Here is a 25,412-nt window from a genome sequence, read left to right on the forward strand (position 1 = left end):
CTCAAAGCCTATGTGGATAAGCAAGCAACAGCTTCGAACCATGCTGTTCAATGTAGGGATGCAGTTCACCAGGAAGGGCCTGAAAGATGACGGCTTTGCGGGCTTCAGGCCTTTCAAGGACCTTGAGGTAATGCGGGTTCCGCAGGGAACGGGCGTCTTTGCGGTCCTGCGGCAGGAGGAGTTCCAGCCGGTCTTCCTAAAGAAAAGCACCGCCGGGGTCTTCAAGAAGAAGGACCCATCGCTGCCAGAGCCGGCCCTGGCAGCGGAGTGGGTGGATGCCGCCGCGGTCCTTTACCTGGGCAAAGCGGGACCAGGCAGCAAGGGAAACCGCGGCCTGCGGCGACAGATCCAGGAGTTCCTGGACTTCGGGCAAGGCAAGCCGCCAGGGCATTGGGACGGCCGCTTGGTCTGGCAACTCAGGGATGCCGGGCAGTTGCTGATCGCCTGGAAGGAACTGCCCGCCGAAGCCCTGAACAAGGCCGAGGCCGAGTATCACACAGCTTTCGTCGAGGAGTACGGGAAGCTGCCCTTTGCCAACCTCGTCCGGGCGCGGGTCAGAAACTAGGCGAGGCAAGGCCCGTCATCCAGAAGCGCCAGTCGAGCCCGGGTCAAGCGCCGCGGAGGCGTTCCATCTCGCGGCGGTCCTTTTTCGTGGGCCGGCCTGCGCCGCGGTCCCGCTGCGGCAGGCCCAGTGCAGGGGCAACAGGCCGCGGGGGCGTGTGATCGGTGAAGCAGTGAGATGCAGCTTCCGCACCCACGCGCTTGTTGATCAGACGGCGCACTTCGAGGATTCGCTCGTAACCGGACATCCGGACTGTCACCGTGTCGCCGCTGACCAGTGTTGCCGACGCCTTTGCCGGGCTGCCGTTCAGCCGCACATGGCCCGCGCGGCACGCCGCCGTAGCCGCAGAGCGTGTCTTGTAGGCCCGGATGGCCCACAGCCACGCATCAATGCGGACGCTGGCGGGGGAGGAAGGAAGACTGGTCATGGCTGGCACCGAGTATAGCCCTGGTCCCCCGGCTCGGAGGCCGCGGCCGCAAGAGGGCAGCGGGGCCCGCCCATCTGCGCCTTAGATGAAACGCCTATTCCACCCGGACACTGATCCGCTGCACTACGTTGTTGCCCAGTCCTTGGTAGTTCCAGTTTTGCTCCATGGGCTGAGTGGCGCCGCTGGCATCCGTGGCGCGGCAGGCCAGCTCATGCTCGCCCGCGTCGGCCACCCACGGCAGTGTCCACTTCCGCCAGGCGAACCCTCCAGCAGATTCCTCCAGGTGCGCCGGCAGCCAGGTCCCGTCAATGCCCACTTCTACGGCAGTCACTGCCGCGTGCCCGGACCATGCCCGGCCCTGCAGCATCACGGGACCGTGCGGCAGCACCCGCTTGCGGGTGAAAAAGTCCGGGATGCCCGGCGGGACCATCAGTGAACGCACCCTGATCCGCGAAACCGGCGTCCCGGCGTCGTCCGCTGAATCCTGATAGCGGTACGCGACTGCCTGCTGGTAGCCGGTGAAGGGGGCAGTGACCACCTCGATGGATTCCAGCCACTTCACGCTCGTCATGCCATACCAGCCGGGAACCACCAGCCGGAGCGGGTAACCGTGCTGGGGCGGCAGTTCGTTGCCGTTCATCTTGTAGGCAAGTACGACGTCGGCACGCATCGCTTCATGGACCGGCAGGCTGCGGGCGTACCGCTGCGTGACACCGCCCTGGACGCCGGCATCGGCGCCGGTGAAGACCACCTCGGCAGCGTTCGGCAGAACCCCGGCCTTCCCCAGAAGATATGCGAGCGGGACCCCTGTCCAGGCGGCCGTGCCCACTCCTTCCAGGACCCAGGGCTGGCTGAGCGGCCGCGGTTTCAGGAGGGACCGGCCGTTGCCCGCGCACTCCAGAGTGACCGGCACGGTGATGGCCGGGTCCTTCCGCAGCGCCGGCATGCTCAGCTCCAGGGCACGCTCTACTGCCCCGTTGATCCGGAGGTGCCAGTGGGCGGGGTCAATAAAGGGGATGTCGAAGTGCGTGAGGACGTAGTGGAGCCCGGGGGGAGTCAGGTCGCGGCGGAGCGCCTCCAGGGGCATGGAGTGGTTGCGGGCGCCGAGCTGGAGTTCCTCCGGGGTGAGTGGCCCTGTTGTCGGTCCTGCTGCAGGGTCTGCGGGGGCTTGCGCGTGCTCGTCGCGCACTGCGGGTTGGCGGGTAGACGACGGGTTCGGCTGGATCTGGGTCATGGCGCTGCGATTCTGACGTGGGATCTGCTTGGCGGGCTGGACGCTCCCCTGCCTCAGGTTTACGCCCGACCGCCAAACCCGTCAACGCCCAAAACTGCGGCAAGCCGCCGCTACAGCTGCGGCTGCTTCAGGAACTCGGCGAGGCTCAGTGGATCCCGGCCCGTCAGCCCATGGATGTCGGGTGAAATCCCTGCCAGGTCCCCGGCTGACATCGCAGTGTAGGTGCTGACCCACGCGTCCACCTGCCAGGGCGGCGCCCCGTAGGATGCCCGGGATGCATAGGCCTCCTCCACCGTTTCCGGGTGGTAGCTGATGCTGCGCCCGGTACCTTCGGTTAGGATCCGGGCAGCGTCCGCCAGGCTGACTTCCTCCGGCCCTGTCAGGTTGTACGTTCTGACTTTGTGGATGGCGGGATCGCGCAGCACTGCTACGGCGCAGCGCGCTATATCCTCCCGGGCAACGCCGGAAAACACTCCCTTTCCGGCGGGCCCGCGGATCACGCCGTCCTCGCCCGCCAGAAGCGGCAGGAAATCAAGGTAGAAGTTGTTCCGAAGGAACGTGTAGTCCATCCCGGAGTCCCGGATATGCTGCTCGGTGCCGTAGTGGTCCCGGGCAAGGGTGAAGGTGGCATCCGGCGCCGCGCCATAGAACGACGTGTACACCACGTGCTGCACGCCGGCGTCCGCTGCGGCGTCCACAAAAGCGCGGTGCTGCTGCAGCCGGTCCTCCGTCTCCGCCGCCGACACCATGAACAGGACCTTGACGCCTTCCAGTGCCGTCCTGGCAGCAGGGGCATCGAAGTAGCTGCACACCACTGCCGGAGCGTTCTCCAGTTCAGGTGCACGTCCGGCGTCACGGACAAGCAGGCGTTGGACTGACCCGGCCGCGGCGAGCTGCCGTGCCACCATTCCACCCAGGCCGCCTGTGGAACCAGTGACGGCAAGATCGGGCAGTTCCGGGGTGGAGCCCGCCACCTAGTGTTCCCGCTCGGCCGGGGACTTGGTCTGCTGGGGATCACGTTCGGCGAGGGAGCCGACGGCGTCGTCGATCTTCTTCAGCACCTCGGGTTCCAGCGTTACCCCTGCCGCCGCAACACTGTCCGCGATCTGCTCCGGCCGGGAAGCGCCAATGATCGCCGAGGCCACGTTGGGATTCTGCAGCACCCAGGCCACGGCCAGTTGCGGCATGGAAAGTCCGGCTTCCTCGGCGATGGGCTTGAGCTCCTGGACCGCGGCCAGGACGTCGTCGCGCATCCAGCGCTCGATCATCTTGGCGCCGCCCTTCTCGTCCGTGGCCCGGCTGCCTTCCGGCGCGGGCTGGCCGGGCAGGTACTTGCCGCTGAGGACGCCCTGGGCCATGGGGGACCAGACGATCTGGGACACACCCAGTTCCTCCGACGCCGGAACAACCTCAGCCTCTATGACACGCCACAGCATGGAGTACTGCGGCTGGTTGGAGATGAGCTGGAAACCGAGCTCCTTGGACAGCGCGTGCCCGGCACGGAGTTGGTCGGCCGACCACTCGCTGACGCCGATGTACAGGGCTTTGCCCTGCCGGACGATGTCCGCGAACGCCTGCATCGTCTCTTCGAGCGGGGTTTCAAAGTCGTAGCGGTGGGCCTGGTACAGGTCCACGTAGTCCGTCTGCAGCCTGCGCAGCGAACCGTTGATGGATTCCATGATGTGCTTGCGGGACAGGCCCAGATCATTCTTGCCCTTGGGGCCGGTGGCGCCGAAAACCTTAGTGAAAATCTCTATGGACTCGCGGCGCTCGCCCTTCAGGGCTTCGCCGAGGACGGTTTCGGCAGCCGTGTTGGCATAGACGTCCGCCGTGTCAAAGGTGCTGATGCCTGCATCGAGGGCAGCCCTGACACACTGGGAGGCGACGTCGTTCTCCACCTGGGAGCCGTGCGTGAGCCAATTGCCGAAGGTGATTTCCGAGACTTTGAAGCCACTGTTTCCGAGGTATCTGAATTCCATGGGTTTCACGCTAACCCAGATGGTTGCTCAGGGTAAGGGCTGTTTGCCCTTCTGTGGATTGCCCTTGGACGGAGAGCCCTTGGACGGAGAGCCCTTGGGAGCAGGTCCCTTGGTGGCAGTGTCTTTGCGAGGGGTGCCTTTGAGCGCCTGCACCTGCGCTCGGCCAGACAAAGACACCAGCGATCCCGTGTCCAGGGGCGCCAGCGGACGGGGAGCCTGCGCCTTCTTAAACGACCGCGGCACCCCGCCGGGGCCGTGGGTGTCCAGTGCCGACTCCACGAGCGGGGCGACCTCCACCACCTTGTCAGCAGGCACACGGGGATCCGGCAAGTCCCGAACGGAAAGCTTGATTTCCGGTGCCGCCGCCCGCGCCCGTGCCATTGCCCTTGCGTCCGCCTCAGCAACAGCTGAAGCCCAGTCATCGGCAAGGACGGGAGGCACGGGCCGTGCGGCCGTCACGGCGGGGTGATGTACAACCGCGGTGCGCAGCGCCGTACGCAGGTGCGCCGGCTTCAGCGCGCCCCGCCAATCCCGGGGCTGACGTTTGGGTTTAGGGGTTTTGGCAACGGACGGTCCTGCATGAGGGGCGCCTGCAACAGAAGCCGGAGCGCCGTCGTCGTGCGCAGTCCTGAACGGTACGCCCAGGCGGACGAGGGGGATGCTTTCCCTGCTGGTTCGCCGGCCGAACAAAGCCATCAGCGTGACGGCTGCGAGCCTGCCCATACCCGCAAGCACAAGCGTGATGACGCCCAGTAAGAAGAGGACCAGGAACATCAGGAAAGCCACACCCACAGTGCCCAAAAAGGTCAGGTTGAGGATGAGCGTATCCGGATTATCCACGTCATCTCTCCTCTCTGCCGGCCACGGGCCCGCACCTGCACCCCTCTGCCAAGGCAACAGCTCCTTCTCCACCATACGGAGTTTTGCGGAGCTGTGCCGACGGGCGGAGGGGCGCGTCCGGGGTTGTTTCAAAGCTGTTACCCGAATATGACAGCATCAGGTCATGGCTGAAGACCCGGGACCCGAAAACTGCATGTGCCTGTCCGGCGAGCAATACCGCCTGTGCTGCGGGCGGTTCCACTCCGGCGGGGCAGAGGCAGCCACTGCAGAACAGCTGATGCGCTCCCGCTACAGTGCGTTCGTGCTGCTGGACGGGTCCTACCTGCTGCGCACCTGGCATCCAAAGGAGGCTCCCGCGAACCTGGACCTTGATCCAGACCTGCAATGGCGGCGCCTGGATATTGTCTCCACCAGCCGCGGCGGCCCCCTGGACGTCCAGGGGACGGTGGAGTTCAAGGCGTGGTTCCGGCACGGCAGCGAGCGCGGCACCCACCATGAGGTGAGCCGTTTCGTCCGTGAGGACGGCCGCTGGTATTACGTGGACGGAAGGATCCTGGCCTGACTACTCGTCGTCGTAATCCTCATCCGGAGTGAAGCCCGCTTTGTCCACCTTGCGGTGGAACCGCATGCCGGCCAGCCCGCCGAGTACTGCACCAGCCAGTGCCACCAGAGCCACCACAACGGCCGCGATAATGCTCGTGGTGGTCAGCTGCCCTTCATTGACAGGGATTCGCGGGAAGCTGTTGAGGTTGGCCAGCACGTTGAACTGCTGTCCGGCCACAAGGCCCAGGATGGAGACCAGGACAGCCACGATCAGCGCCCAGATCCACACCATAAGGCCCTGCTTGGCCCCGTTGAAGCGAGCCATGCGTCCTGCCACGTAACCGCCGCAGTAATAGGAGAGAAGCAGGATGACCAGCAGGACGATGATGCCCACCAGGCCAACGGTGCCGGTGTTCGAGGCTGCCTGGTTCACCGCCTCATTGACGTCAGTGTTGGTCGCGAGGCCCACAGCCGTCCCGGCAGCTGCCACTAAGGCGGTGAGCAGCACAGCCATGCCCGTGGCGGTCAGCCAGCCGAAGAACGCCGAGCCTACCTTGATGCCGCCGAACCGTTCCTTTTCCCGGGCGACGGCGGTCTGCCGGTCTGTCAGGTTCGGACCCGCAGCAGGTGCAGAGGCTGCCGGGACGTAGTCCCGTTCTGCGGAGGCGCCGGATGGCCCGCTCCGGGAGTCAGGCACCTGCTCGTAGGTGGAGGTCGGCGCGGCGTCGGCTATCGGCGCCTGGTCATAGGTGCGCGTGGCATCATCGTCGGCCGCGGCGGCACGGTAGCTTCCGCTGCCGTCCGCGTCCTCGCGGGCGCGTCGTGGGGGCAGGTTCTCTGGGTCCGTTGAGCTGCTCATGGCTCCACTCAACCATCCACCCATTGAGATAGCAAGGATGCTTACTATTTTTTGACCAGTGGCATCAGCGGTAGTTGCGGTGCAGGTTTTCCCTGTGGGAGGGTCCCGGGGAGGCGTCCGCGATCCATGGACCCGTGCCTTCCGACTGGTCCAGAACGCCGGCCTCCAGCCACGTGTAATTCCCGGCGAGCACCTTCCGGGTCAGGAGGTGGTCGCCGTCGTCTGTATTCCGCCACAGCTGGTCAAAGTACTCGTCCACCCGCACGCGGGCCTGCTGGCAGTAAGCCTCCGCGAGTTCGTAGGCGCTCGCGGCCTTTTCCGGAGCGGTGTGCAGCAGCATCTCGGCCCGTGAACAGCAGGCCGTCATGGCGAACAGTTCCGCGCCGATGTCCACCACGCGGCCCAGGAATGCCTGCTTGCGTTCCAGCTTCGCCTGCCACCGGCCCATTCCGTAGAAGGTCTGCCGGGCCAGGCGCCGCGACGAGCGCTCCACGAACCGCAGGTGCTTGGCCAGCCGCCCGAACTCGCTGTACGAGCGCGGATCCATGCCCGCGCCGGCCACCAGCTTGGGCAGCCAGCGGGCGTAAAAGCCGGAAGCGCCGACGGCGGCCCTCGCCTTGTCGGACAGGCTCGCGTCCAAGGACGCAAGGTCGCCCGCGGCGGCCAGATGGGCATCCACCGCTTCCCGCGCGATCAGCAGGCGCATGATCTCCGAGGAACCCTCAAAAATCCTGTTGATCCGCAGGTCCCTTAGCTGCTGCTCGGCCGGTACCGCGCGCTCTCCGCGCGCAGCCAGCGACTCGGCGGTCTCAAAACCCCGCCCGCCGCGGATCTGCACCAGTTCGTCGGCTATCCGGCAACTGATCTCCGTGGACCAGAGCTTTGCAAGGGCCGCTTCGATCCGAACGTCCTTCTGACCGGCGTCGGCAAGCTCAGCGGAGAGCTCGAAGACTGCGTCCAGCGCAAAGGCGGAAGCGGCGATGAAAGCGATCTTCTTGCCCACGGCTTCGTGCTCTCCCACCGGCCTGCCCCATTGCGTGCGGGCGTTGGACCATTCGCGGGCGATCTTGAGGCTCCAGCGGCCTGAGCCGACACACAGGCCCGGTATGGAAAGCCGGCCGGTGTTGAGGGTGGTGAGCGCAATTTTCAGGCCCTGGCCCTCCCGTCCCAACCGGTTGGCTGCCGGGACGCGCACCTGGTGGAATCGGGTGACGCCGTTCTCGATGCCGCGCAGGCCCATAAACGAGTTCCGGTTTTCCACCGTGATGCCGGGTGAGTCCATCTCCACCACGAATGCACTGATGCCGCCCTTGTGCCTGGAGCCGTCCGGGTCCGTGCGGGCGGGCACCACGGCCATCACCACCACCAGTTCGGCGATCACTCCGTTGGTGGTCCAGAGCTTGACGCCGTCCAGGAGGTAGGCCTCGCCGTCGTCCGTGGGCGTTGCGGTGCTGCCCATCCGGGCGGGATCGCTGCCCACGTCAGGTTCCGTGAGGAGGAATGCGGTGACTGCGCCGGCGGCACAGCGCGGCAGGTACTCCCGCTTCTGCTCAGGCGTGCCAAAAACCTTGACCGGCTCGGGAACGCCGATGGACTGATGTGCCGAAAGGAGGGCCCCGAGGCTGGGGTGCACGCTGCCCAGCAGGGCCAGCGCCCGGCCGTAGTACACCAGCGACAGGCCCAGGCCGCCATACTCTTCCGGGATCTTCGTGCCGAAAACGCCGAGGTCTGCCAAGCCCCGCAGGTATTCGTCAGGGACCTTGGCCTCGCGCTCGATGACCCGCCCATCCATGGTGCGGGCATATTCCGTCAGGCGGGCCATAAAGGCCTCGCCCCGTTCCACGTCTGCGGGGTCCGGGGCGGGCCAGGGGTGGACAAGGCTCAGGTCGAAACTGCCCAGGTAGAGCCCTTTGGCAAAGCTGGGGCGTTCCCAACCGGTTTCGCGGGCGGCCTCTGCAACCGCCCTTGCCTCATCAGCCGTGACGCCGGCGCCGATCTTTCCGGCGGGAACCGGGGTTTCCTCCGGGAGTGCGTCTGTTGCCGGGCTGTTCGTGGAACTGGCGGCGGTGGTTTTTGAGGGGCTGTCAGTGGCGGAGCTCATGGGTTATCTCCTTGGCCGGATAGCTTTCTTAGCCAGGATCCGCCGGGTTGGAGAACCCTTCAGCTGTCTCTCAATATTACCCGCGGGTAGGTTCCCGTGCTAGGGGAGGACTGCCCCTGAAAGTCCCCGGCGGGGTCAAATGTGGCGGCGTGGTGCACCAGCCGGTCCCAGCCGGCGTTAATGCCGTGGACCACGGCCAGGAGCGACTTGGAAACCAATGTCCAGCCAAGCTTTCCCGTGCCCAGCAGCACCAGCGCCACCAGTCCTGCGGTGAGAACGAAAGCGGCCAGGATAAACGCGAACACGAGTGTGCCCGCGAATACCAAGGTAGCGGTTTCCACTGCGCTTAAATCGAACTGCATAAGTCCCCCTGCTGCTGCGATGTTGCTTTGATTAAAGTCAGTAGCATGAGCGTAGGGGCAGGCGGGCTGGCCAGCCAGAGCCGCAGCGGGCTTAAAGAGCTCTTGATATTGGATCGAGATATTACGGCGAAGTAGGTCACGGAGCGGTCGCGGCCGCCTGCGTTAACCTTGTTGTTGGCAGTTTTCCGTTTGGAGCTCCTGCCCCAGCCCCCTCAATAGTCCAAGGAGAGTGTGTGCCCCGCTCCGCCAGGTCATCGGCTGACGCCATCGGCGCCCGGCTCCGGGACCTCGAACTCCTGACCAAAGGACCGGCGTGGGCCCTGACACGCTCGGCCCCCTGGGTGATTGCGGTGCTTCAGGCATCCTTTACGCGCACCCGGCCGCAGCTTCCGCTCGAGGAGTTCCACGCCGACGTCGACTCCTTCCTTGAGGAGCTCCGCCGGCAGGAGCCAGGGCTGGGAGGCGGCGCCAACGGGAAGGCCTTTGGTGACGAGTGGACGCGCCGGCAGTTCCTGACACGTCGGAACCAGTCGGGCCAGATCGTTTACGAGGTCACCGAACCGGCAGCCCGCGTGCTCGCGTTCCTCGACAGCCTGTCCAGCGAGCGGTCCACCCTGAATGGATCGCGCCTCGGCACACTGCTGGGCGACGTCGAGAAGCTCGCCAACGAGACCAACCCGGACCAGAGCGCCCGCCTGGAGTCCCTGGAAGACGAGATCGAAGAGCGCCAGCAACTGATCCAGGACATCAGCTCCGGCGAGTTCGACGGCCTGCTGGATGACGACGACGCCGTGGAAGCTGCGGGAAACATCCTTGACCTCGCCGCGAGCCTGCCCGCCGACTACAAAAAGATGCGCGACCGGATCGAGGAGCTGGTGGGCGGGCTGCGCAACCAGATTATTGAGGAGTCGCTGACCAAGGGCGCTACCATGGCGCAGGTGCTGGAGGCGGACAAGCGCCTCCGCCAGAGCCCCGAGGGCAGGACTTTCCGTTCTTTTACCGCGTTCCTTGAGGACCCGCAGCAGCAGTTGAGGTTCCGGTCGGCGATTGGCGAGGTCCTCAGCCGGCAGTTCGCAGACGACCTCTCACCGGATGACCGGGAAACCCTGAAGAACCTGGTGGCAGAACTCCGGCAGCAGCACAGCCAGATCCAGCGTATTTACGGCAAGCTCAGCGAAAGCCTCAACACCTACGTCCAAAGCGATGACTTCCGCCAGTCAGTCCGGCTCCGGCAGGTCCTGCGGGAAGCCGAGCAGGCCATCCGGTCCCTTCCGTACGAACGGGAACGTCCGGGCCTGGTCCGCGGACCTGTCCTCTTTAACGCAGGGTTCGAATCGCTGTCCATGGTGAAGCTCTTCGATCCCGATGAGTTCGCCGCACCGCCCAAGCTCGCCGACCCCATCGCCTTCAGCGACTCGGACCGCGTGCGCTCGCCGAGGACCGGCAAGGCCAAACCGGAGGTCATCCGCTCCGCCATCGCCGGGGCGTCCACCCTTTCCGAGGCGTGGCAGCAGCTGCCGCCGGAGGAACAGCACATCAACACCATCCGGGCGCTCCTCTCGCACGCCCTGCACGAAGGCGCGGCCTTCAACACCCAGGCTGTGGATGCCTTGGACTTCGAACAGATAGACGGCACCACGCGCAGGGCCTACCTGCCGCTGGTCACGCTCAAGAAAGATCCTGATGACTGAGGTAACAAACGCTACGAGCTCAGCGCCCGATGAGCGACCACTCACCGGTGGCGTCACGCCCCGGGACACCTTCATCGACGGGGCCGCCCTCTTTCCCGGCGACACGGGAGTGCTGTCGATGAAGGTGCGGCAGGCGCTGGTAAAGCTGCTCAAGGGTCCGTACGTGGACGGCGGCCGGGACGAGAAGCTCTGGACCGTCCTGCTGGACAACCAGGTGATTCTGCGCAGCCGCCTGTCCGAGTTGTTCCTCTCGATGCAGCTGGACCACGAACGGAAAATCGCCGTCCTGCGCCCGGTGGATCCGGACGCTATCGGCGGCAGCACCCGCTCCAGCATCCTGAGGCAGCAGCGTGCCCTCAGCAGGGTGGAAACCATCGTCCTGCTGAGGATGCGCCTGCTGCTCGACCGGCACGCCACCGCCCAGACGGATCCCACTATCACCCGTGAGGAAATCGCCGACCTGGTAACGCACTACCAGCCCGCAGGCCAGCAGGACGCGCTCCGTGACTCGGACGTGGTCAACCGGGCCATCACGAAGCTCCTGGCCCGCCAACTCCTCCTCCCCACCGGCCTGGACGACGTCTACACCATCTCCAACGCCCTGCCCCTGGCGCTCCCCTTCGACAACATCGGCGACATCCCAGCCCAAATAGAAGCCCTGGCAGCAGCCATCACAGACCCCGCCGGAACCGAGGCAATGCTGGAGCTCGATGCCGAGACGAATGAGGAACCTGACGACGCCGAAGGCGAGTTACCTCTAGGCGCGGCATCGGCTGCGGAGCCGAACGGAACCACAACTGAGGAGGAAGCCCAGTGAGCATCGCAACCATGCTGCCGATGGGCGACCTGGCGAACCCGGGCCAAATGCGCCTTGCCCTGGTGCAGGTGGTCAACTGGGGCACGTTCCATGGGGCGCACACGATGCATGTGGACCGCAACGGCACGCTGCTCACGGGTAACTCGGGCGTGGGCAAGTCCACGCTGTTCGACGCCATGCTGCGGGTTTTCGATGCAAGGCCGAGGTCGAACGAAGCCGCTGCCCAGCGCTCCGGCGGGGCCGTCGAGGACAAGCGGACCACCTTCACGTACATGCGCGGAAAGGTGGGCGACAAGGCCGTGGGGGAGGGCTCGGCGAGTGCCTTCCAGCGCCCGGGTGCCACCTGGTCCGCCGTCGCGCTCACGTTTGATAACGCTGCCGGCACGCGGGTGACGGTGTCGGCGCTGTTTGACTTGCCGAAGAACGGCACGGAGTCGAGCGTCGGACGTTTTTATCTGATCGATCACGAGCCGCTGGACCTGGAGGCGCTCGAGGGCATCGCCGACAAACGGTTCACGAAGGCCGCCCTGGAAACGATCTTTCCGGACGCCCAGGTCTTCGACGTGCACAAGGCCTTCGCGGAACGCTTCCGCCGTCTTCTGGGCATCAACTCGGATCAGGCCCTGCCGCTCCTGCGCGTCATCCAGGCGGGCAAGGGCCTGGGCGGCAGCGTCAACACCTTTTTCCGGGACCAGGTTTTGGACGCCCCGGCCACGCTCGCTGCGGCGGACGACGTCGTGGAAGAGTTCAGCAACCTGATGTCCATCAGGCAGCGTCTGGAGGACGTCCGGCAGCAGAGGGACCAGCTGGCCCCGGTGCCCGGGCTGAACAGGGAGTACGCGCAGGCGCTGCTGGACGCGAACCGGCTGCGTGACCTTGCCGGCGAGGAGTTCGAGGCCTACCAACAGCAGCTGGCCGTCACGGTCCACGAGAAAATGCTGGCCCGCTTCAAGGAGCTCGCCCAGGCAAAGGCAAAGGAGCTTGGGGCCGAGCGATCGGTCCGGGACGGCCTGGCCAAGGAGCTGCGCCAGCTAGAGACGGATTACAACAACCAGGGCGGCAACGCCATCTCCGCCATCGAGCAGTCGCTGGAAAACGCCCGGGTGGGACTGAAGCTCCGCCAGCAGGTGGAGGAAGCGGCGCGCAAGGCCCTAAGCGACGCCGGCCTCCAGCTGGAGTGGACCGCTGAAGGCTGGGAGCAGGCTCACGAGCAGGCGGCACTGAGATCGGCCGAGCTCAAGGACGATTCCCAGGCCTTGCAGGAACTCCGCTTTGAAGCCTTCGACGCTCATGCAACGAAGAAGCGCGAGTTGGCGGCGGCTGAGCAGGAGCTCGTGTCACTGAAGACGCGCAAATCGCTGCTGCCGCCGTCGAGCATTGAAAACCGGGCAGCCATCGCGGCTGCGACAGGCATTCCGGAGGAGCGGATGCCGTTCGCCGGCGAACTGATGGACCTCGCCGAGGGGGAGGAGAAGTGGCGCCCCGCCGCCGAACGCGCGCTCCGCAACCTCGCCACCACCCTGCTGGTACCCGGCGAACATTTCGCGTCAGTGACACGCTATCTCAACGACCACAACGTGCGGGGCGCCTTGCGCGCAGTGGACGTGTCCAAGCCACTCTCCGGCGGCGCGCTGGCGCTGGAGGACGTGCACGACGGCGACCTGCTCACCAAGCTGGACATCCTCACCACGGGCGTTGCCGCCGAGGCCGGGGCCTGGATCCGCGAACGCATCGCACTTGACTTTGCCTACCCGTGCGTGGAGGAGCCGGATGAGCTGGCACGGCTGGACCGCGGCCTCAGCCTTGGCGGCGTGGTCAAGCGCAACCGCCACACAGTGGAGAAGGATGACCGCTTCACCAGCCGGCAGGATTACGTCCTCGGGTTCGACAATGCCGCCAAGCTGGAACTCGTGGCCGGCCAGGTGGAGGACCTGCGGCAGGAGGTCGCCAAAGCGGCGGAGTTGGCGCAGGCCCGCGAGGATTCGCACCAGGGAATGAGCCGGCAGCTCGACGCCCTGCGCCGCATTGCCGAGGACCACCGCTCCTGGCAACAGGTGTCAGCGGCAGTTGCGGCCGAGGAGTTGGCTCGGATCGAACAGCGGCTCAAGGATGCCCTGGCCGCGCAGGCGGACCTGGAGCCCCTCCGCGCCACCATTGAGGAGGTGCGGCAGAAGCACCAGTCCAGTACCGAGGCCGCTGCTGTGCTGCAGAGCGAGTACAAGGCCCTGGACCGGCAACTGACCGCTGGAGATTCCCTGCTGGAAGCCGCACGCGGGCGCCTTTCCCAGGCGCCGCCGTCGGACGCTACCGTGGCTGCGTTGGAACCGTACTTTGCTGATTTCGGCGACGTGACGGAGATGCATGAGCTGGACAACCTCGCCAACCGCGTGCGGACCGCGCTGCTGGGCGAACTGCACACCGCGGAGTCCCGCGGCCAAACCACAGCCGAGCGCCTCACAAGGATTTTTGAGGGCTTCGTCCGCGAGTGGGGCAGCGCAATCTCTGCCGACCATGGCACCACCATCGGGGCTGCCGGCGAGTTCGAGACGCGGTACCACGCGATTGTGAGCGACGGCCTGCCCGCCCAGGAGGCGGAGTTCCGGCAGTTCTTTAATCAGCGCACGCACGAATCCTTCAGCACGCTGCTGCATCTCCTCGACGAGGAGCGCCGGTCCATCACCAGCCGCATCCTGCCGCTGAACGGGATCCTCTCGCAGGTTAACTTCCACGAGGGCAGCTTCCTGGAACTGGACATCAAACAGACCCTGCCCCCTACGGCCAAGCAGTTCAAAGACGCCATCCAGAACGCCCTGAAGGCGAGGCACACGCGGCCGGCAAGGTCCGAAGGTTCCCGCGCCGAAGGTGCCAGCGGGGAAAGGGACGACGACGCCGAACTCACCGCCCGCTATAAGTCCCTGGAAACCCTGGTGAAGCGGCTGGGCTCGCAGGCGCCGGAGGACCGGCGGTGGCGGGCCGAGGTGCTGGATGTACGCGGGCACCTGTTCATCCAGTGCAAGGAGCACCGGGAAGTTGCCGGGCCCGCGCCGGGCAAAAAGGGCGGGGCGAAGAAGACCGAGGTCTTTATGCACGCGGACACAGGTTCCATGTCCGGCGGTGAGCGCCAGCGATTCACTGCATTCATCATGGCCGCGGCGCTGAGCTACCAGCTGGGCATCGCCGAGCAGGGCTTCACCACTTACGGCACCGTGATGATGGACGAGGCCTTTGTGCTGGCGTCCGAGGAATTCGCAGGGGCCGGAATCAAAGCGCTGCACGAATTCGGGTTCCAGCTGCTGCTAGCCGCCCCCGAAAACGTCATTGACCTGTCCCGGCACCTTGGTTCCGTCACCGAAATCCTGCGTGACAAGCGCACCAACCGGTCAGGAGTGCTGGCGGCGCCGGTCATCCGGCCGCGGTCGGGCCAAGACGGCGCGTGGCGGTCAGAGGCCAACCCCGTGGACATCATCCTGCGCTAGCTGTAACCCTAGGGAAACCTGCTATAACAAATCGATGGATATATTTGCCCACCGCTAGTGGATGCGTTTTGCCGGTGCCATGCTGATGGGCATCAAACACTCGCCATCATCCTCCCGATGGGCGGACGTGGAACGCTGGGACCTGCGTCTGACGCCCGACGGGCGTGACGGCCTTCTCTCGAAAGGCACCCCTATGCGCCCAGCACATCGCCCTACGTACTTTCTCGCAGCAGCCACCGCGGCGGTGCTGTCCCTCGGCGGTTGCACGGCAGGCACCTCGGCGGGGAACGGCGGCCCGTCCACAGAGTCTGCCGTTCAGCCGGCAGCCAGCGCTTCCTCCGCAGGTGCTGCTCCTGCGCGCGCTTCCGCCACGACCGTTCCCGCCGCCACCACAACCACACCCCCTCCGGCGCCCGCCGGCTTGGTGACCTTCACCTTCCCGGATGGCCGGCTCTCCTTCGACCATCCGGCGGACTGGCGGGTAGAGGTTTATGAGCCATCAAAGTCCCCATACGTTGGGACGGCGACCATATACAACGCCAGCGGTAATGATGTGATCAACATCTATTATGGGACGATCGCCGACATCGTGGCGGGCTCTGCCAACAGGACCGTACTCGAGACGGACCCGGTACCAGGATTGGTGGGGCACTTTGTCCCCACGCCCCACTCGTCATTCTTTGTTGATCGCAGTGACGGCGCGGCCCACTACCGGATGGGGCTGACTGCAGGACTGCCCGTCTCGCCTGACGGGAAGGTGCAGGACGGGCTCATTATGCTCGGGGACCGCGTTCTGACTGCAGATGTGCTGTTCACCGATTCGCCGTTTGCTAATGATGAGGCGGCTAAAGATTGGTACTGGGGGGTTGAAGGCCGAACCCTGAAGGCGATACTGATGAGCGTCTCCTACCGTTGACCCGGCAATTGGGGAGGCCCTCCCCTTGTGTCCTTCGTCACGGACGAGCATTAAGTTACGGAACTCTTGCGTAATGGCAATATGGGTAGGCTAGCCTTACTTGAGTTCGCTTCATTCACTTAAGGAGTTCCGTGACTTCCCCCCTCTTCTCCGGGCCCGGCGCCACCCGTCGGACGCTGTTCAAATCAGCAGGCAAGGCAACGGCCGTTCTGGCCGCCGCTGCGCTCACCCTTTCGGCTTGTGCCACGGGCCCCGCGTCCTCCAACACCGAGGCCAGTGCTCCCGGTTCCAGCAGCCCGCAGTTCCCGGTGACCATCGAGCACGTATTCGGCGAAACCACCATCGAGAAACAGCCCACGAGGGTAGCCACCGTCTCCTGGGTCAATGACGACGTCGCCATTGCCCTTGGTGTTGTACCGGTGGGCGTTCCCAAGGTTGAGTGGGGCGGCAACGACCAAGGCTCCACCCCCTGGAAGGACGCGGCCCTCGAAAGGCTTGGAGCCGGCGCCGGCTCCGACAAGGCCCCGGTTCAGTACTCCGAGGCAGACGGCATCAACTTCACCGAAATTGCCAAGCTCACCCCGGACGTTATCCTCGCGGCATACTCGGGCCTCACCGAAGAGGACTACAAGAAGCTCAGCGAGATTGCTCCCGTGGTTGCCCACCCGGAACTGGCCTACGGCACCCCGTGGCAGGAGTCCACATCCATTATCGGCAAGGCTCTCGGCAAGGACGCGGAAGCCACCAAACTGATCTCGGACACCGAGGCCACCATCAAGGACAAGGTGTCCAAATACCCGCAGATCGAGGGCAAGAGCTTCATCTACGGCAACCTGGAGCCCGCCAAGGGTGACGGCGTCAACGTCTACACCGCCAACGACAACCGTCCCCGCTTCCTTTCCGGTATTGGCATGAAGCTGGCTCCCGTGGTTGAAGACAGGTCCAAGGGCTCCGAGGAGTTCTTCATCGCGTGGTCCGCGGAAAAGGCCAACGAGCTTGAGTCCGACATCTTCGTGACCTGGGTTCCGGACGCTTCCACCGCTGCCGCCATCAAGGCTGACCCGCTGCTCAGCCAGATCCCGGCCATCAAGAACGGCGCACTGGTTGCCGATTCGGACAACACCCTGACGCTGTCCATCTCCGCCGCCTCCCCGCTGAGCCTGCCGTGGTCGCTGGACACGTTCCTGCCGCAGCTTGCGGGCGCAGCGGATAAAGTCACCGGCGCAGCGAAGTAAGCACCTTTCCATGACGCACAGTACGACGACGGCGGCGTCCGGGCAGGGGGTTGCCGGCACCACGGTGCCGGCAAAGGAACCTGTTGGTCCTTCCCGCGGCCGCGCTTTCGGGGGGAAGCGCGCCGCCTGGCTGCTGGCCGCCGTCGGTGTACTTGCGCTCTTGGCCGGGGTATCCCTTGCCATCGGGGCCCGGGGCCTTCCTTTGGGCACCGTGTGGGACGCACTCACGCAGTTTGATCCGGCCAACGGTGACCATGCTGTGGTCCACGCCCGCATCCCGCGCACCGTCCTTGGCCTCCTGGCCGGCGGTGCGCTGGGCCTTGCGGGCGCAGCCATGCAGGGAGTGGCCCGCAATCCGCTGGCCGATCCCGGCATCATGGGCGTCAACGCCGGTGCTGCGCTGGCCGTGGTCACCGGCATCTATGTCTTCGGCATCGCCACGTTCTCCGGCTACGTCTGGTTCGCCTTCATCGGAGCAGCAGCCGCCGCCGTCGTGGTGTACCTCATCGCGTCCCTGGGCAGGGACGGCGCCACCCCGGTCAAGCTCGCCTTGGCGGGTGCCGCGCTCAACGCGGGCCTGTACTCCCTGATGAACGTCATCCTGGTTTCCAGCCAGGACACCCTTGACCGCTTCCGCTTCTGGCAGGTGGGCGGCATCGCCGGGCGCGACTGGTCCGTGATTCTGTCCGGACTCCCGTTCCTGGCCGCCGGCGCACTCATCGTGCTCCTGACCGGGCGCATCCTCAACAGCCTTGCCTTGGGCGATGACATTGCCCGCGGCCTCGGCCAGCGCGTGGGCCTGGTCCGCGGCATCACCGCCCTCGGAATCGTGCTGCTGTGCGGTTCCGCCACCGCTCTTGCCGGCCCCATCGCTTTTGTGGGCCTGGTCATTCCGCATGCAGTCCGTTTCCTCACCGGCCCCGACTACCGGTGGATCCTGCCCTTCTCCCTGGTCCTGGCGCCGGTGCTGCTCCTCGGCGCAGACATCATCGGCCGCGTGGTGCTCCTTCCCGGCGAAGTCCCGGCCGGCATCATGACGGCCCTGGTCGGGGCACCTGTCTTCGTCTGGCTGATACGCCGGGGCAAGGCGGCCGGGCTGTGACGCTCGCATCGAAAAACCCCGTTGCGCTATCAGATATGGCTGCTAAAACAGGGTCTAAAGGACCAAAAGTGATAGGGCAACGCCGCGGCCTGCACCTGAACCGGACCGCACTCCTTGCCGCCGCCGTCGTGGTCCTGTTCGCCGTGTCTGTCCTGCTGGGCAGCTACACCGTGACCATTCCGGACTTCTTCAAAATCCTCTTTGCGCACCTGACCGGCGGCGAAAAGATACCCGGCGCCAGCTTCATCGTGATGGAGAACAAGCTGCCGCGGGCTGTGATCGGCACCATGATCGGCCTCGCGTTCGGACTGGCGGGTGCCCTGTTCCAGACCATGCTGCGCAACCCGCTGGCCAGCCCGGACGTCATCGGAATCAGTTACGGCGCCAGCGCTGCCGCCGTGGTGGCCATTGTGATCTTCGGTGCCTCGGGCGCGGCGGTCTCCGGAGCTGCCCTCGCCGGCGCGCTCGGTGTGGCAGCCATCATCTACGCCATCTCCAGCGGCGCCATTCGCGGAACCGGCCGCGGCGATGCGGCCGGCAACCGGCTCATCCTGGCCGGGGTTGGAATCGCCGCGGCACTGCATGCGGTGGTCAACTTCCTGATGACCCGGGCGGACATCCGCACCGCGGCCGACGCCCTCGTCTGGCTCAACGGGTCCCTGAACTCCGCCAGCTGGGACCGCGCAGGGGTCCTCGCAGTCGCCCTCGCAGTCCTGCTCCCCGCCGCGGTTGCCATCGCCGGGCCCCTGCGCATCCTGGAACTCGGCCCCGACGCCGCCGCCGGGCTGGGCATCCGGGTGGGTGCCACGCGCCTGGCGCTGGTGATCATCGCCGTGTCCCTGGCAGCAGTCGCGACGGCGGCAGCCGGCCCGGTCTCGTTCGTCGCCTTCCTGGCCGGTCCCATCGCCCGCCGCTTTACCGGCAAAGCCAGCCTCCCGGCGTCGGCCCTGGTTGGTGCCGTTATTGTCCTGGCCGCGGACTACGCCGCCGTCAACCTTGCACCCCTGCTGCTGGACGGCACGGTTTTGCCGGTGGGCGTCATCACCGGCGCCCTCGGTGCCCCGTTCCTGCTGTGGCTCCTGGTCACGGCCAACCGAAAGGATGCCTGACGTGGCAGTTCTCAACGCCAAGGACCTGACGCTGAAATACGATCAGCGCTGCGTGGTGGACGGGCTTACCGCCGAGATCCCCGAAGGCAAGGTGACCATGATCGTGGGCGCCAACGCCTGCGGGAAGTCAACCCTCCTCCGCGGCCTGTCCCGGCTCCTTAAGCCCGCGGCCGGCGTCGTGACCCTGGACGGCAAGGACATCCATGCCATTCCGGCGCGGGAACTGGCCCGCACCCTTGGCCTGCTCCCGCAGCACCCCACCGCTCCTGACGGCATCGTTGTCCGCGACCTCGTGGGCCGCGGCCGCTACCCGCACCAAGGGTTCTTCCGCAGCTGGAGGGAGGGGGACTTGTCCCCACATGATCTCGCCGTGCAGCGCGCGCTGGAAGCCACCGAGACGCTGGACCTTGCCGAGCGGAACGTGGACGAACTCTCGGGCGGGCAGCGGCAGCGTGTCTGGATCGCCATGGCCCTCGCACAGGAAACTGACGTCCTGCTGCTGGACGAGCCAACCACGTATCTTGACCTGGCGCACCAGGTGGAGGTCCTGGACCTCGTGACGGACCTGAACCGCCAACGCGGCACCACCGTGGCCATCGTCCTGCACGACCTGAACCTCGCCGCCCGCTACGCGGACAACGTGATCGCCATGAAGGGCGGCGCCGTGGTTGCAGTCGGCGCGCCGCAGGAGGTAGTCACCGTGGAGCTGGTCCGCAACGTCTTCGGCCTCGAGTCCCGCGTCATCCCGGATCCCGTTTCCGGAACCCCATTGATCATTCCCATCGGCCGACACCACGTCCCCGCCAACGAACTGGAGCTCGTTTCATGAAGACACGCGATATTGCCGCAGCCTCCACCGAGCCGATGACCCTCGCGTTTGAGGTCACCGTCTCCTCGGTGCAGGAACTTAGCCCCAACTTCCGCAGGATCACCTTCGGCGGGTACTCGCTGCGGGACTTCGGCGTCAACGGGGACACCCTCGACCTTCGGATCAAACTCATGATCCCGTCCCTCGCTGCAGACGGCACCCCGCTGCCGCTGCCCGTCTTCGAAATGAGCACGTCCGGCTGGTACCGGGAATGGCTGGCCATGGACCCGGCGGTGCGCGGATCCATGCGGACCTACACCGTCCGCCAGGCCCGTTTGGACACCGTCTACCCTGAATTCGACGTCGACTTCGTGATGCACTTCGACAGCCAGGGCCACGGCGGTCCCGCCGCCAACTGGGCCCTCAACGCCAAGCCCGGGGACGCGCTTACCCTGATCGGCCCCAACAACCGCGCCGCGCAATGCGCCACCGCGGAGGCCTACGGCGGCGTCGAATGGCGGCCCGGACTGGCGCAGCGTGTCCTGCTGGCCGGCGACGAGACCGCCATCCCCGCCATCTCCGCCATCCTTGAAAGCCTGCCCGGGTACATGACCGGCCACGCGTTCCTGGAAGTCCCCGAAGCAGGCGACTTCCTGGAACTCTCCTCACCTGCGGACATCGAGATCACCTGGCTGGCTCGGGGCGCCGCAATCGGACGGTCCCGGCCGCACGGGGAACTGCTCCAGGATGCCGTACGGAAGGCAGTCCCGGTGCCCGGCTGGGTGGGAATCAAAACGGCCGACGGCGGCGCGGGCCCCGAGCCGGAGGACGTCAACGTGGACGTGGACATCCTCTGGGAGACTCCCCAGCGGATGGAGACGGCCGAAATCCAGGCCACCAAAAACCCCGGTATGCCCGCCGGAGCCATGCCCTTCTACGCCTGGATTGCCGGCGAGGCCGCCGTCATCAAGGACATGCGGCGGTACCTTGTCCGGGACGTTGGGATTGACCGGAAACAGGTTGCTTTTATGGGGTACTGGAGGCGGGGCAAAGCCGAGGGCTAAGCCTCTCCTTGTGGCTGGGTGCCTCGTTGCTGCGTGCGCCGCAACTGCCGGCTTGCCGTCGCTTAGACACCTTCTTTCGCTTCGTTCCGGCCGCGCGCGGCCTTCTCTGCGCTTCAGTCGGCGATGCGCTCCTACGCAAGCCGCCGGCCGCGGCTGATTGTCTCCGTAACCTGCTCTTCACCTCCGCTTTCCCTGAGCTTTTTCTGTTAGGGCTAGTTTGGGCTGGTGCGTCCTGAACCTTTGCTTCCTGAGTCTGGGCGGCGGGTGTTTGTTGCTCTGGGGGACTCTTTCACTGAGGGGGTCGGGGACCGTGACGAGCGTTTGCCTAATGGGGTTCGGGGCTGGGCGGACCGGGTGGCGGAAAAACTTGCCAAGGCGCAGCCGGGATGGCGGTACGCGAACCTTGCGATCAGGAGCAAACGGCTCCGGCACGTTATCGGCGAGCAGCTGGAACCAGCGCTGGGCATTCGTCCCACCCTGGTCACGCTCTACGCAGGCGGCAATGACATCCTTGACGTGAAGACGGACATGGCCGTGCTTATGGCCGACTACGAGGGGCTCGTGGCGCAGCTCGCGGAAACAGGTGCCACCCTGGTGCTTTTCACCGGCTTTGATGTGAAAGTTTCAGCGCTCCTGGAGCCGTTGAAGAGGCGCAACAACTTCTACAACGAACAGGTCCGGGCCATTGCGGCCAAGTACGGCGCAGTGCTGGTGGACTACTGGTGCCTGGACGCGTTCCACGACCGCCGGATGTGGGATGCGGACCGCCTCCACATGTCCAAGGCCGGCCACAAGTACCTGGCAGGCCAGGTGCTGGACCAGCTGGGAGTGCCGCACAAGATCCGGCTCAAAGACTGGGAACCGCCGGCGAAGCTCAGCCTGCGGGAGTGGGAACAGGACCAGCGCCGCTGGATCCACGACTGGGTCCTGCCGCTGTTCAGCCGAAAACTGCGCGGCGTCACGTTGGGTGACCAGCTCACCCCGCGGTGGCCGGAACCGGTCAAGGTGCCGCGAAAAGGCGGCTTGAAAAAGGTTGCCGCAAAGCAGCCGGCGGGAAGTACCGGGTCCTAGCTGTCCAGCAGGTTCTCAAAACCCGGTGCAACCCTCGCAGCGTGGAACTCCACAACCTCAAAGTCGGCAACACCATTCGAGTAGAACGGGTCCTGGGCCAAACTGGCGTCAAGGGTCGCGCGGTCGGCACGGGAGAGCAACATGCCGCCCGTCCGCGGAACCTTGCGCCCCGCGGCGATGAACACGCCGTCGTCAAACGCCTTCTTCAGCCAGGCGATATGCGCATCGTTGTGGAAGTCCACGATGTCCTGGGGAACCCGGTAGCTCAGGGAGACAACATACATGCGCCCAGCCTACCGGCGGCACCGCTGCTACTTGAAGGATCAACCGCCCCCTTCTCGTAGAATGGGCATATGACCGAACCCCGCTGGCTCTCCGCTGACGAACGCCGTGCCTGGCTGGCACTGGTAAGCATCAATACGCTCCTGCCGGCGGCCCTCGACACCAAGCTCCACGCAGCGGGGAAACTGTCCCTTTTCGACTACACCGTCCTGGCCATGCTGTCCGAGGCGGAAGAGCGGTTCCTGCCGATGAGCGAGCTTGCCGCGCGCAGCAGCGCATCCTTGTCGCGGCTTTCGCATGTGGTGACCAAACTGCAGAAGCGCGGATGGGTGGAACGCCGCCCACACCCCCATGATGCCCGCGTCACCACTGCCCACCTCACCGAGGAAGGCATGGCAACCATTGTGGGACTGGCACCGGGTCACGTTGAGACCGTTCGGGACCTGTTCCTGGACGCCCTGACTGAGCAGGACGTGTTGGATTTGGCGCGCATCGGCGAAAAGGTTGTGGGCCGATTGGACTCCGACCATTGGATCCTGCGGGAAAGCTAGGCACCGTCGCGGTTGGTTTGCTCCCGGCAACTGATGGCAAACTGGCCGAATGGATTTCACTACCCGGTTCGTGGCCCTTGGTGACTCTTTCACCGAAGGCGTGGGCGACGACGATCCCACCCGTCCCAACGGTGTCCGCGGCTGGGCGGACCGCGTGGCCGAACAGCTGGGCGCCGTTGACCCCGGCTTTGGGTACGCGAACCTCGCCATCCGCGGAAGGAAACTCCGCCAGATCCTGGCTGAGCAGGTAGACGCCGCCGTCGAACTTCAACCCACCTTGGTGAGCATTTACGCGGGCGCCAACGATATCCTCCGCCCGAGGATCGACATTGACGAGCTTCTGGTGGAGTACGACGGCGCCATCGCCAAACTGCGCGCCACCGGCGCCACTGTGGTCATGTTCACCGGCTTCGACTCCAGGGGATCGAAGGTCTTCAGCACCACCCGCGGGCGCACGGCCATTTACAACGAACTGGTCCGCGGGATCGCCGGCGATCATGGCGCTTTGCTGGTGGACTACTGGCGCTTCAGCGAGTACTACGACTGGGGCATGTGGGCGCAGGACAGGATGCACATGTCCGCCGCGGGGCACGCCAACATGGCCAACCGTGTGCTGGACGTCCTGGAACATGACCACTCCCTTGAGGTTCCGCCGATGACGCCTGTACCTGAGCTCAGCCGGATGGAGGCCCTCCGCGCGAACGCCCGTTGGGTGCGGGAGTTCGCGGGCCCGTGGGTTGTCCGCCGTGTTACGGGGAAGTCCTCTGGCGACGGCCTGAAGCCGAAGTACTCCCAGTTCACCAAGCTCTAATTGCGGGTCGTCTTATACACCCTCGGAGGCCGGATTGGTCTTTAATTGCGTCAACTCGTAGACTTGGTAGGCGCTAAGTGCGCGGAGCGTGCGCAATTGCTCCGGTTGCCCGGTAAATTCTCCAGGGCGGCCGGTAGTTAGGGGCTCAAGTTGCGTGACTAACCGTTGCCCTTCTCTTATTTTTGGGTCGCCCTTAGCAGCATGGTCCAGCAGCAGATATGCGGATCATTACTTTCAATTCTTGAGGAGAAGTCATGGCAGCACACTGCCAAGTGACCGGAGCCGAGCCGGGCTTTGGGCACAGCATTTCGCACTCGCACCGCCGCAACAAGCGTCGGTTCGATCCGAACATTCAAAAGAAGCGCTACTGGGTTCCGTCCCTGCGGCGTAATGTCACGCTGCAGGTTTCTGCAAAGGGCATCAAGACCATCGACGTACGCGGCATCGACGTTGTCGTCGCCAGCATTCTCGCTCGTGGGGTGAAGCTCTAGTGGCTAAGGACAAGGACGTACGTCCGATCATCAAGCTCAAGTCGACTGCGGGCACGGGTTACACCTACGTAACCCGCAAGAACCGTCGTAACGATCCGGACCGCATGGTCCTGAAGAAGTACGACCCCAAGATCCGCCAGCACGTCGAATTCCGAGAGGAGCGCTAAACATGGCTAAGAAGTCCAAGATTGCTCGCAACGAGCAGCGCAAGGTCATCGTTGAGCGTTACGCTGCAAAGCGCCTCGAGCTGAAGAAGACCCTGGTTGACGAAAACGCAACCGACGAAGCACGCGAAGCAGCCCGTTTGGGCCTGCAGAAGCTGCCCCGCAACGCGTCGCCGATCCGTGTCCGCAACCGCGACATCATCGACGGCCGTCCCCGCGGTACCTTCCAGAAGTTCGGCATCTCCCGTGTCCGCCTCCGCGACATGGCCCACCGGGGCGAACTTCCGGGCATCACCAAGTCTTCCTGGTAATCCAGCCTTGCTGATACCAGCTGCTTGAGAAAGGGCCGGCAACCTCACGGTTGCCGGCCCTTTCTGCGTTTAAGGCTCATGCCTGCCCGATGATGGAGCCTGCTTGGTGACTAAGCCCTTCGAAATTCGGGTGTCGCACGGCACAATAGGAAAGTTCGACGGCGGATGGCAGGTTTGGATGCCCATGGCCGCTCTTGCCGCGGGATGGCGCGGAACGGGACCAAGCGAAAGGGGATTTGCGGAGGGGCCCGAGGGGGTGTATTGTTTTCTAAGTCGCCGCGAGGGAGACAGCGAAGAGCTGGTTACCCCGGGCGGCCAAAACCCCCAAATCAATACCAAATTCTGGTAGGGCTTCCGAGCGCTTCCTGACGAGGTGGGGACGAACTCCCGCCGATGAAAATCCTGGAACACGGATTTGATTCGGAGCGGGGGTTCGGGTAAGTTTGAAAAGTTGCTCCGGAGCGATCCTGAACCGTTTGGTTGGGTGGTGCCGGGTGTGTCTGTTGTTTGAGAACTCAATAGTGTGCCAAGTTTGTTGATACCAATTTTTTATTGATTGGTTGAATTGACTGGATCGTCCGCCCCTGTGGGTGGTCTGGTTTTTAC

Annotated in this window: 26 protein-coding genes; 17 read left to right on the forward strand and 9 right to left on the reverse strand. The window is 65.1% G+C overall.

The annotated features are described in order from the left end of the window. Window positions 1-58 precede the first annotated feature (58 nt). Window positions 59-565, forward strand: a complete 507-nt coding sequence (locus AC50X7_RS09560) for a hypothetical protein (protein ID WP_494978811.1) — start codon at window positions 59-61, stop codon at window positions 563-565. A gap of 43 nt (window positions 566-608) precedes the next feature. Here the strand turns inward: AC50X7_RS09560 and AC50X7_RS09565 are convergent, their stop codons facing one another. From AC50X7_RS09565 to AC50X7_RS09585, 5 genes are all read right to left on the reverse strand, one after another. Beyond that, window positions 609-989 (reverse strand): RNA-binding S4 domain-containing protein, encoded by a 381-nt coding sequence (locus tag AC50X7_RS09565; protein WP_494978783.1) that lies wholly within the window; start codon window positions 987-989, stop codon window positions 609-611. Window positions 990-1,083: 94 nt separating this feature from the next. Continuing rightward, entirely contained in the window at window positions 1,084-2,223 is a 1,140-nt protein-coding gene (locus AC50X7_RS09570; protein WP_494978784.1) for a sulfite oxidase, read from the reverse strand. Window positions 2,224-2,333: 110 nt separating this feature from the next. After that, window positions 2,334-3,197 carry an SDR family oxidoreductase gene (locus AC50X7_RS09575; RefSeq protein ID WP_494978785.1) on the reverse strand — a complete coding sequence of 288 codons (864 nt, stop codon included), beginning with the start codon at window positions 3,195-3,197 and terminating at the stop codon, window positions 2,334-2,336. Next, window positions 3,198-4,202, reverse strand: a complete 1,005-nt coding sequence (locus AC50X7_RS09580; RefSeq protein ID WP_494978786.1) for an aldo/keto reductase family protein — start codon at window positions 4,200-4,202, stop codon at window positions 3,198-3,200. It lies immediately after the preceding gene. A 27-nt stretch (window positions 4,203-4,229) separates the two neighbouring features. Further along, window positions 4,230-5,042, reverse strand: a complete 813-nt coding sequence (locus AC50X7_RS09585) for a hypothetical protein (RefSeq protein ID WP_494978787.1) — start codon at window positions 5,040-5,042, stop codon at window positions 4,230-4,232. A gap of 163 nt (window positions 5,043-5,205) precedes the next feature. Here AC50X7_RS09585 and AC50X7_RS09590 point away from each other — a divergent pair, with 163 nt between their 5' ends. After that, window positions 5,206-5,604 carry a YchJ family protein gene (locus AC50X7_RS09590; RefSeq protein ID WP_494978788.1) on the forward strand — a complete coding sequence of 133 codons (399 nt, stop codon included), beginning with the start codon at window positions 5,206-5,208 and terminating at the stop codon, window positions 5,602-5,604. Here the strand turns inward: AC50X7_RS09590 and AC50X7_RS09595 are convergent, their stop codons facing one another. The 3 genes from AC50X7_RS09595 to AC50X7_RS09605 form a co-directional block, all read right to left on the reverse strand. Next, window positions 5,605-6,444, reverse strand: coding sequence for a hypothetical protein (locus AC50X7_RS09595; RefSeq protein WP_494978789.1), 840 nt, complete (start codon window positions 6,442-6,444; stop codon window positions 5,605-5,607). A gap of 64 nt (window positions 6,445-6,508) precedes the next feature. Then, a complete protein-coding gene (locus AC50X7_RS09600) occupies window positions 6,509-8,545 on the reverse strand; it encodes an acyl-CoA dehydrogenase family protein (protein WP_494978790.1) in 2,037 nt (678 codons plus the stop codon). Between the two features lie 59 nt (window positions 8,546-8,604). After that, complete coding sequence (locus AC50X7_RS09605) at window positions 8,605-8,907, reverse strand: hypothetical protein (protein ID WP_494978791.1); 303 nt, start codon at window positions 8,905-8,907, stop codon at window positions 8,605-8,607. Between the two features lie 233 nt (window positions 8,908-9,140). On the opposite strand from AC50X7_RS09605, the gene AC50X7_RS09610 reads away from it, so the two are divergent. The 10 genes from AC50X7_RS09610 (at window position 9,141) to AC50X7_RS09655 (ending at window position 22,196) form a co-directional block, all read left to right on the forward strand. After that, window positions 9,141-10,598, forward strand: a complete 1,458-nt coding sequence (locus AC50X7_RS09610) for a DUF3375 domain-containing protein (RefSeq protein ID WP_494978792.1) — start codon at window positions 9,141-9,143, stop codon at window positions 10,596-10,598. After that, window positions 10,591-11,415 (forward strand): DUF4194 domain-containing protein, encoded by an 825-nt coding sequence (locus tag AC50X7_RS09615; protein ID WP_494978793.1) that lies wholly within the window; start codon window positions 10,591-10,593, stop codon window positions 11,413-11,415. The genes AC50X7_RS09610 and AC50X7_RS09615 overlap by 8 nt, the downstream gene beginning before the upstream one ends. Then, window positions 11,412-14,891, forward strand: a complete 3,480-nt coding sequence (locus tag AC50X7_RS09620; RefSeq protein WP_494978794.1) for an ATP-binding protein — start codon at window positions 11,412-11,414, stop codon at window positions 14,889-14,891. Before AC50X7_RS09615 ends, AC50X7_RS09620 begins: the two co-directional genes overlap by 4 nt. A 193-nt stretch (window positions 14,892-15,084) precedes the next feature. Continuing rightward, window positions 15,085-15,807 carry a hypothetical protein gene (locus AC50X7_RS09625; RefSeq protein ID WP_494978795.1) on the forward strand — a complete coding sequence of 241 codons (723 nt, stop codon included), beginning with the start codon at window positions 15,085-15,087 and terminating at the stop codon, window positions 15,805-15,807. 131 nt (window positions 15,808-15,938) lie between these two features. Then, window positions 15,939-17,042, forward strand: coding sequence for an ABC transporter substrate-binding protein (locus AC50X7_RS09630; protein ID WP_494978796.1), 1,104 nt, complete (start codon window positions 15,939-15,941; stop codon window positions 17,040-17,042). Between the two features lie 10 nt (window positions 17,043-17,052). Continuing rightward, window positions 17,053-18,144 carry a FecCD family ABC transporter permease gene (locus tag AC50X7_RS09635; protein ID WP_494978797.1) on the forward strand — a complete coding sequence of 364 codons (1,092 nt, stop codon included), beginning with the start codon at window positions 17,053-17,055 and terminating at the stop codon, window positions 18,142-18,144. 35 nt (window positions 18,145-18,179) lie between these two features. After that, window positions 18,180-19,253, forward strand: a complete 1,074-nt coding sequence (locus tag AC50X7_RS09640; RefSeq protein WP_494978798.1) for a FecCD family ABC transporter permease — start codon at window positions 18,180-18,182, stop codon at window positions 19,251-19,253. A gap of 1 nt (window position 19,254) precedes the next feature. Then, window positions 19,255-20,082, forward strand: coding sequence for an ABC transporter ATP-binding protein (locus AC50X7_RS09645; RefSeq protein WP_494978799.1), 828 nt, complete (start codon window positions 19,255-19,257; stop codon window positions 20,080-20,082). After that, window positions 20,079-21,125 (forward strand): siderophore-interacting protein, encoded by a 1,047-nt coding sequence (locus AC50X7_RS09650; protein ID WP_494978800.1) that lies wholly within the window; start codon window positions 20,079-20,081, stop codon window positions 21,123-21,125. Before AC50X7_RS09645 ends, AC50X7_RS09650 begins: the two co-directional genes overlap by 4 nt. Window positions 21,126-21,389: 264 nt before the next feature. Then, window positions 21,390-22,196 carry an SGNH/GDSL hydrolase family protein gene (locus AC50X7_RS09655; RefSeq protein WP_494978812.1) on the forward strand — a complete coding sequence of 269 codons (807 nt, stop codon included), beginning with the start codon at window positions 21,390-21,392 and terminating at the stop codon, window positions 22,194-22,196. Here the strand turns inward: AC50X7_RS09655 and AC50X7_RS09660 are convergent. After that, entirely contained in the window at window positions 22,193-22,480 is a 288-nt protein-coding gene (locus AC50X7_RS09660) for a YciI family protein (protein ID WP_494978801.1), read from the reverse strand. The genes AC50X7_RS09655 and AC50X7_RS09660 overlap by 4 nt on opposite strands. 69 nt (window positions 22,481-22,549) lie before the next feature. On the opposite strand from AC50X7_RS09660, the gene AC50X7_RS09665 reads away from it, so the two are divergent. From AC50X7_RS09665 to rpsN, 5 genes are all read left to right on the forward strand, one after another. Continuing rightward, the gene (locus tag AC50X7_RS09665; RefSeq protein ID WP_494978802.1) at window positions 22,550-23,029 is read left to right on the forward strand and encodes a MarR family winged helix-turn-helix transcriptional regulator; all 480 of its coding nucleotides are present in this window, start codon (window positions 22,550-22,552) and stop codon (window positions 23,027-23,029) included. Window positions 23,030-23,078: 49 nt separating this feature from the next. Beyond that, the gene (locus tag AC50X7_RS09670; protein WP_494978803.1) at window positions 23,079-23,840 is read left to right on the forward strand and encodes an SGNH/GDSL hydrolase family protein; all 762 of its coding nucleotides are present in this window, start codon (window positions 23,079-23,081) and stop codon (window positions 23,838-23,840) included. A gap of 254 nt (window positions 23,841-24,094) precedes the next feature. Beyond that, window positions 24,095-24,331: a 50S ribosomal protein L28 gene (gene rpmB, locus AC50X7_RS09675; RefSeq protein WP_104043693.1), complete on the forward strand. Its 237-nt coding sequence runs from the start codon at window positions 24,095-24,097 to the stop codon at window positions 24,329-24,331. After that, the gene (gene rpmG, locus AC50X7_RS09680; protein ID WP_013602737.1) at window positions 24,331-24,498 is read left to right on the forward strand and encodes a 50S ribosomal protein L33; all 168 of its coding nucleotides are present in this window, start codon (window positions 24,331-24,333) and stop codon (window positions 24,496-24,498) included. The genes rpmB and rpmG overlap by 1 nt, the downstream gene beginning before the upstream one ends. Before the next feature lie 2 nt (window positions 24,499-24,500). Beyond that, entirely contained in the window at window positions 24,501-24,806 is a 306-nt protein-coding gene (rpsN, locus tag AC50X7_RS09685; RefSeq protein WP_494042294.1) for a 30S ribosomal protein S14, read from the forward strand. The last annotated feature ends 606 nt before the right edge of the window (window positions 24,807-25,412 follow it).

The sequence above is a fragment of the Pseudarthrobacter sp. Hb11 genome, from assembly GCF_059383655.1.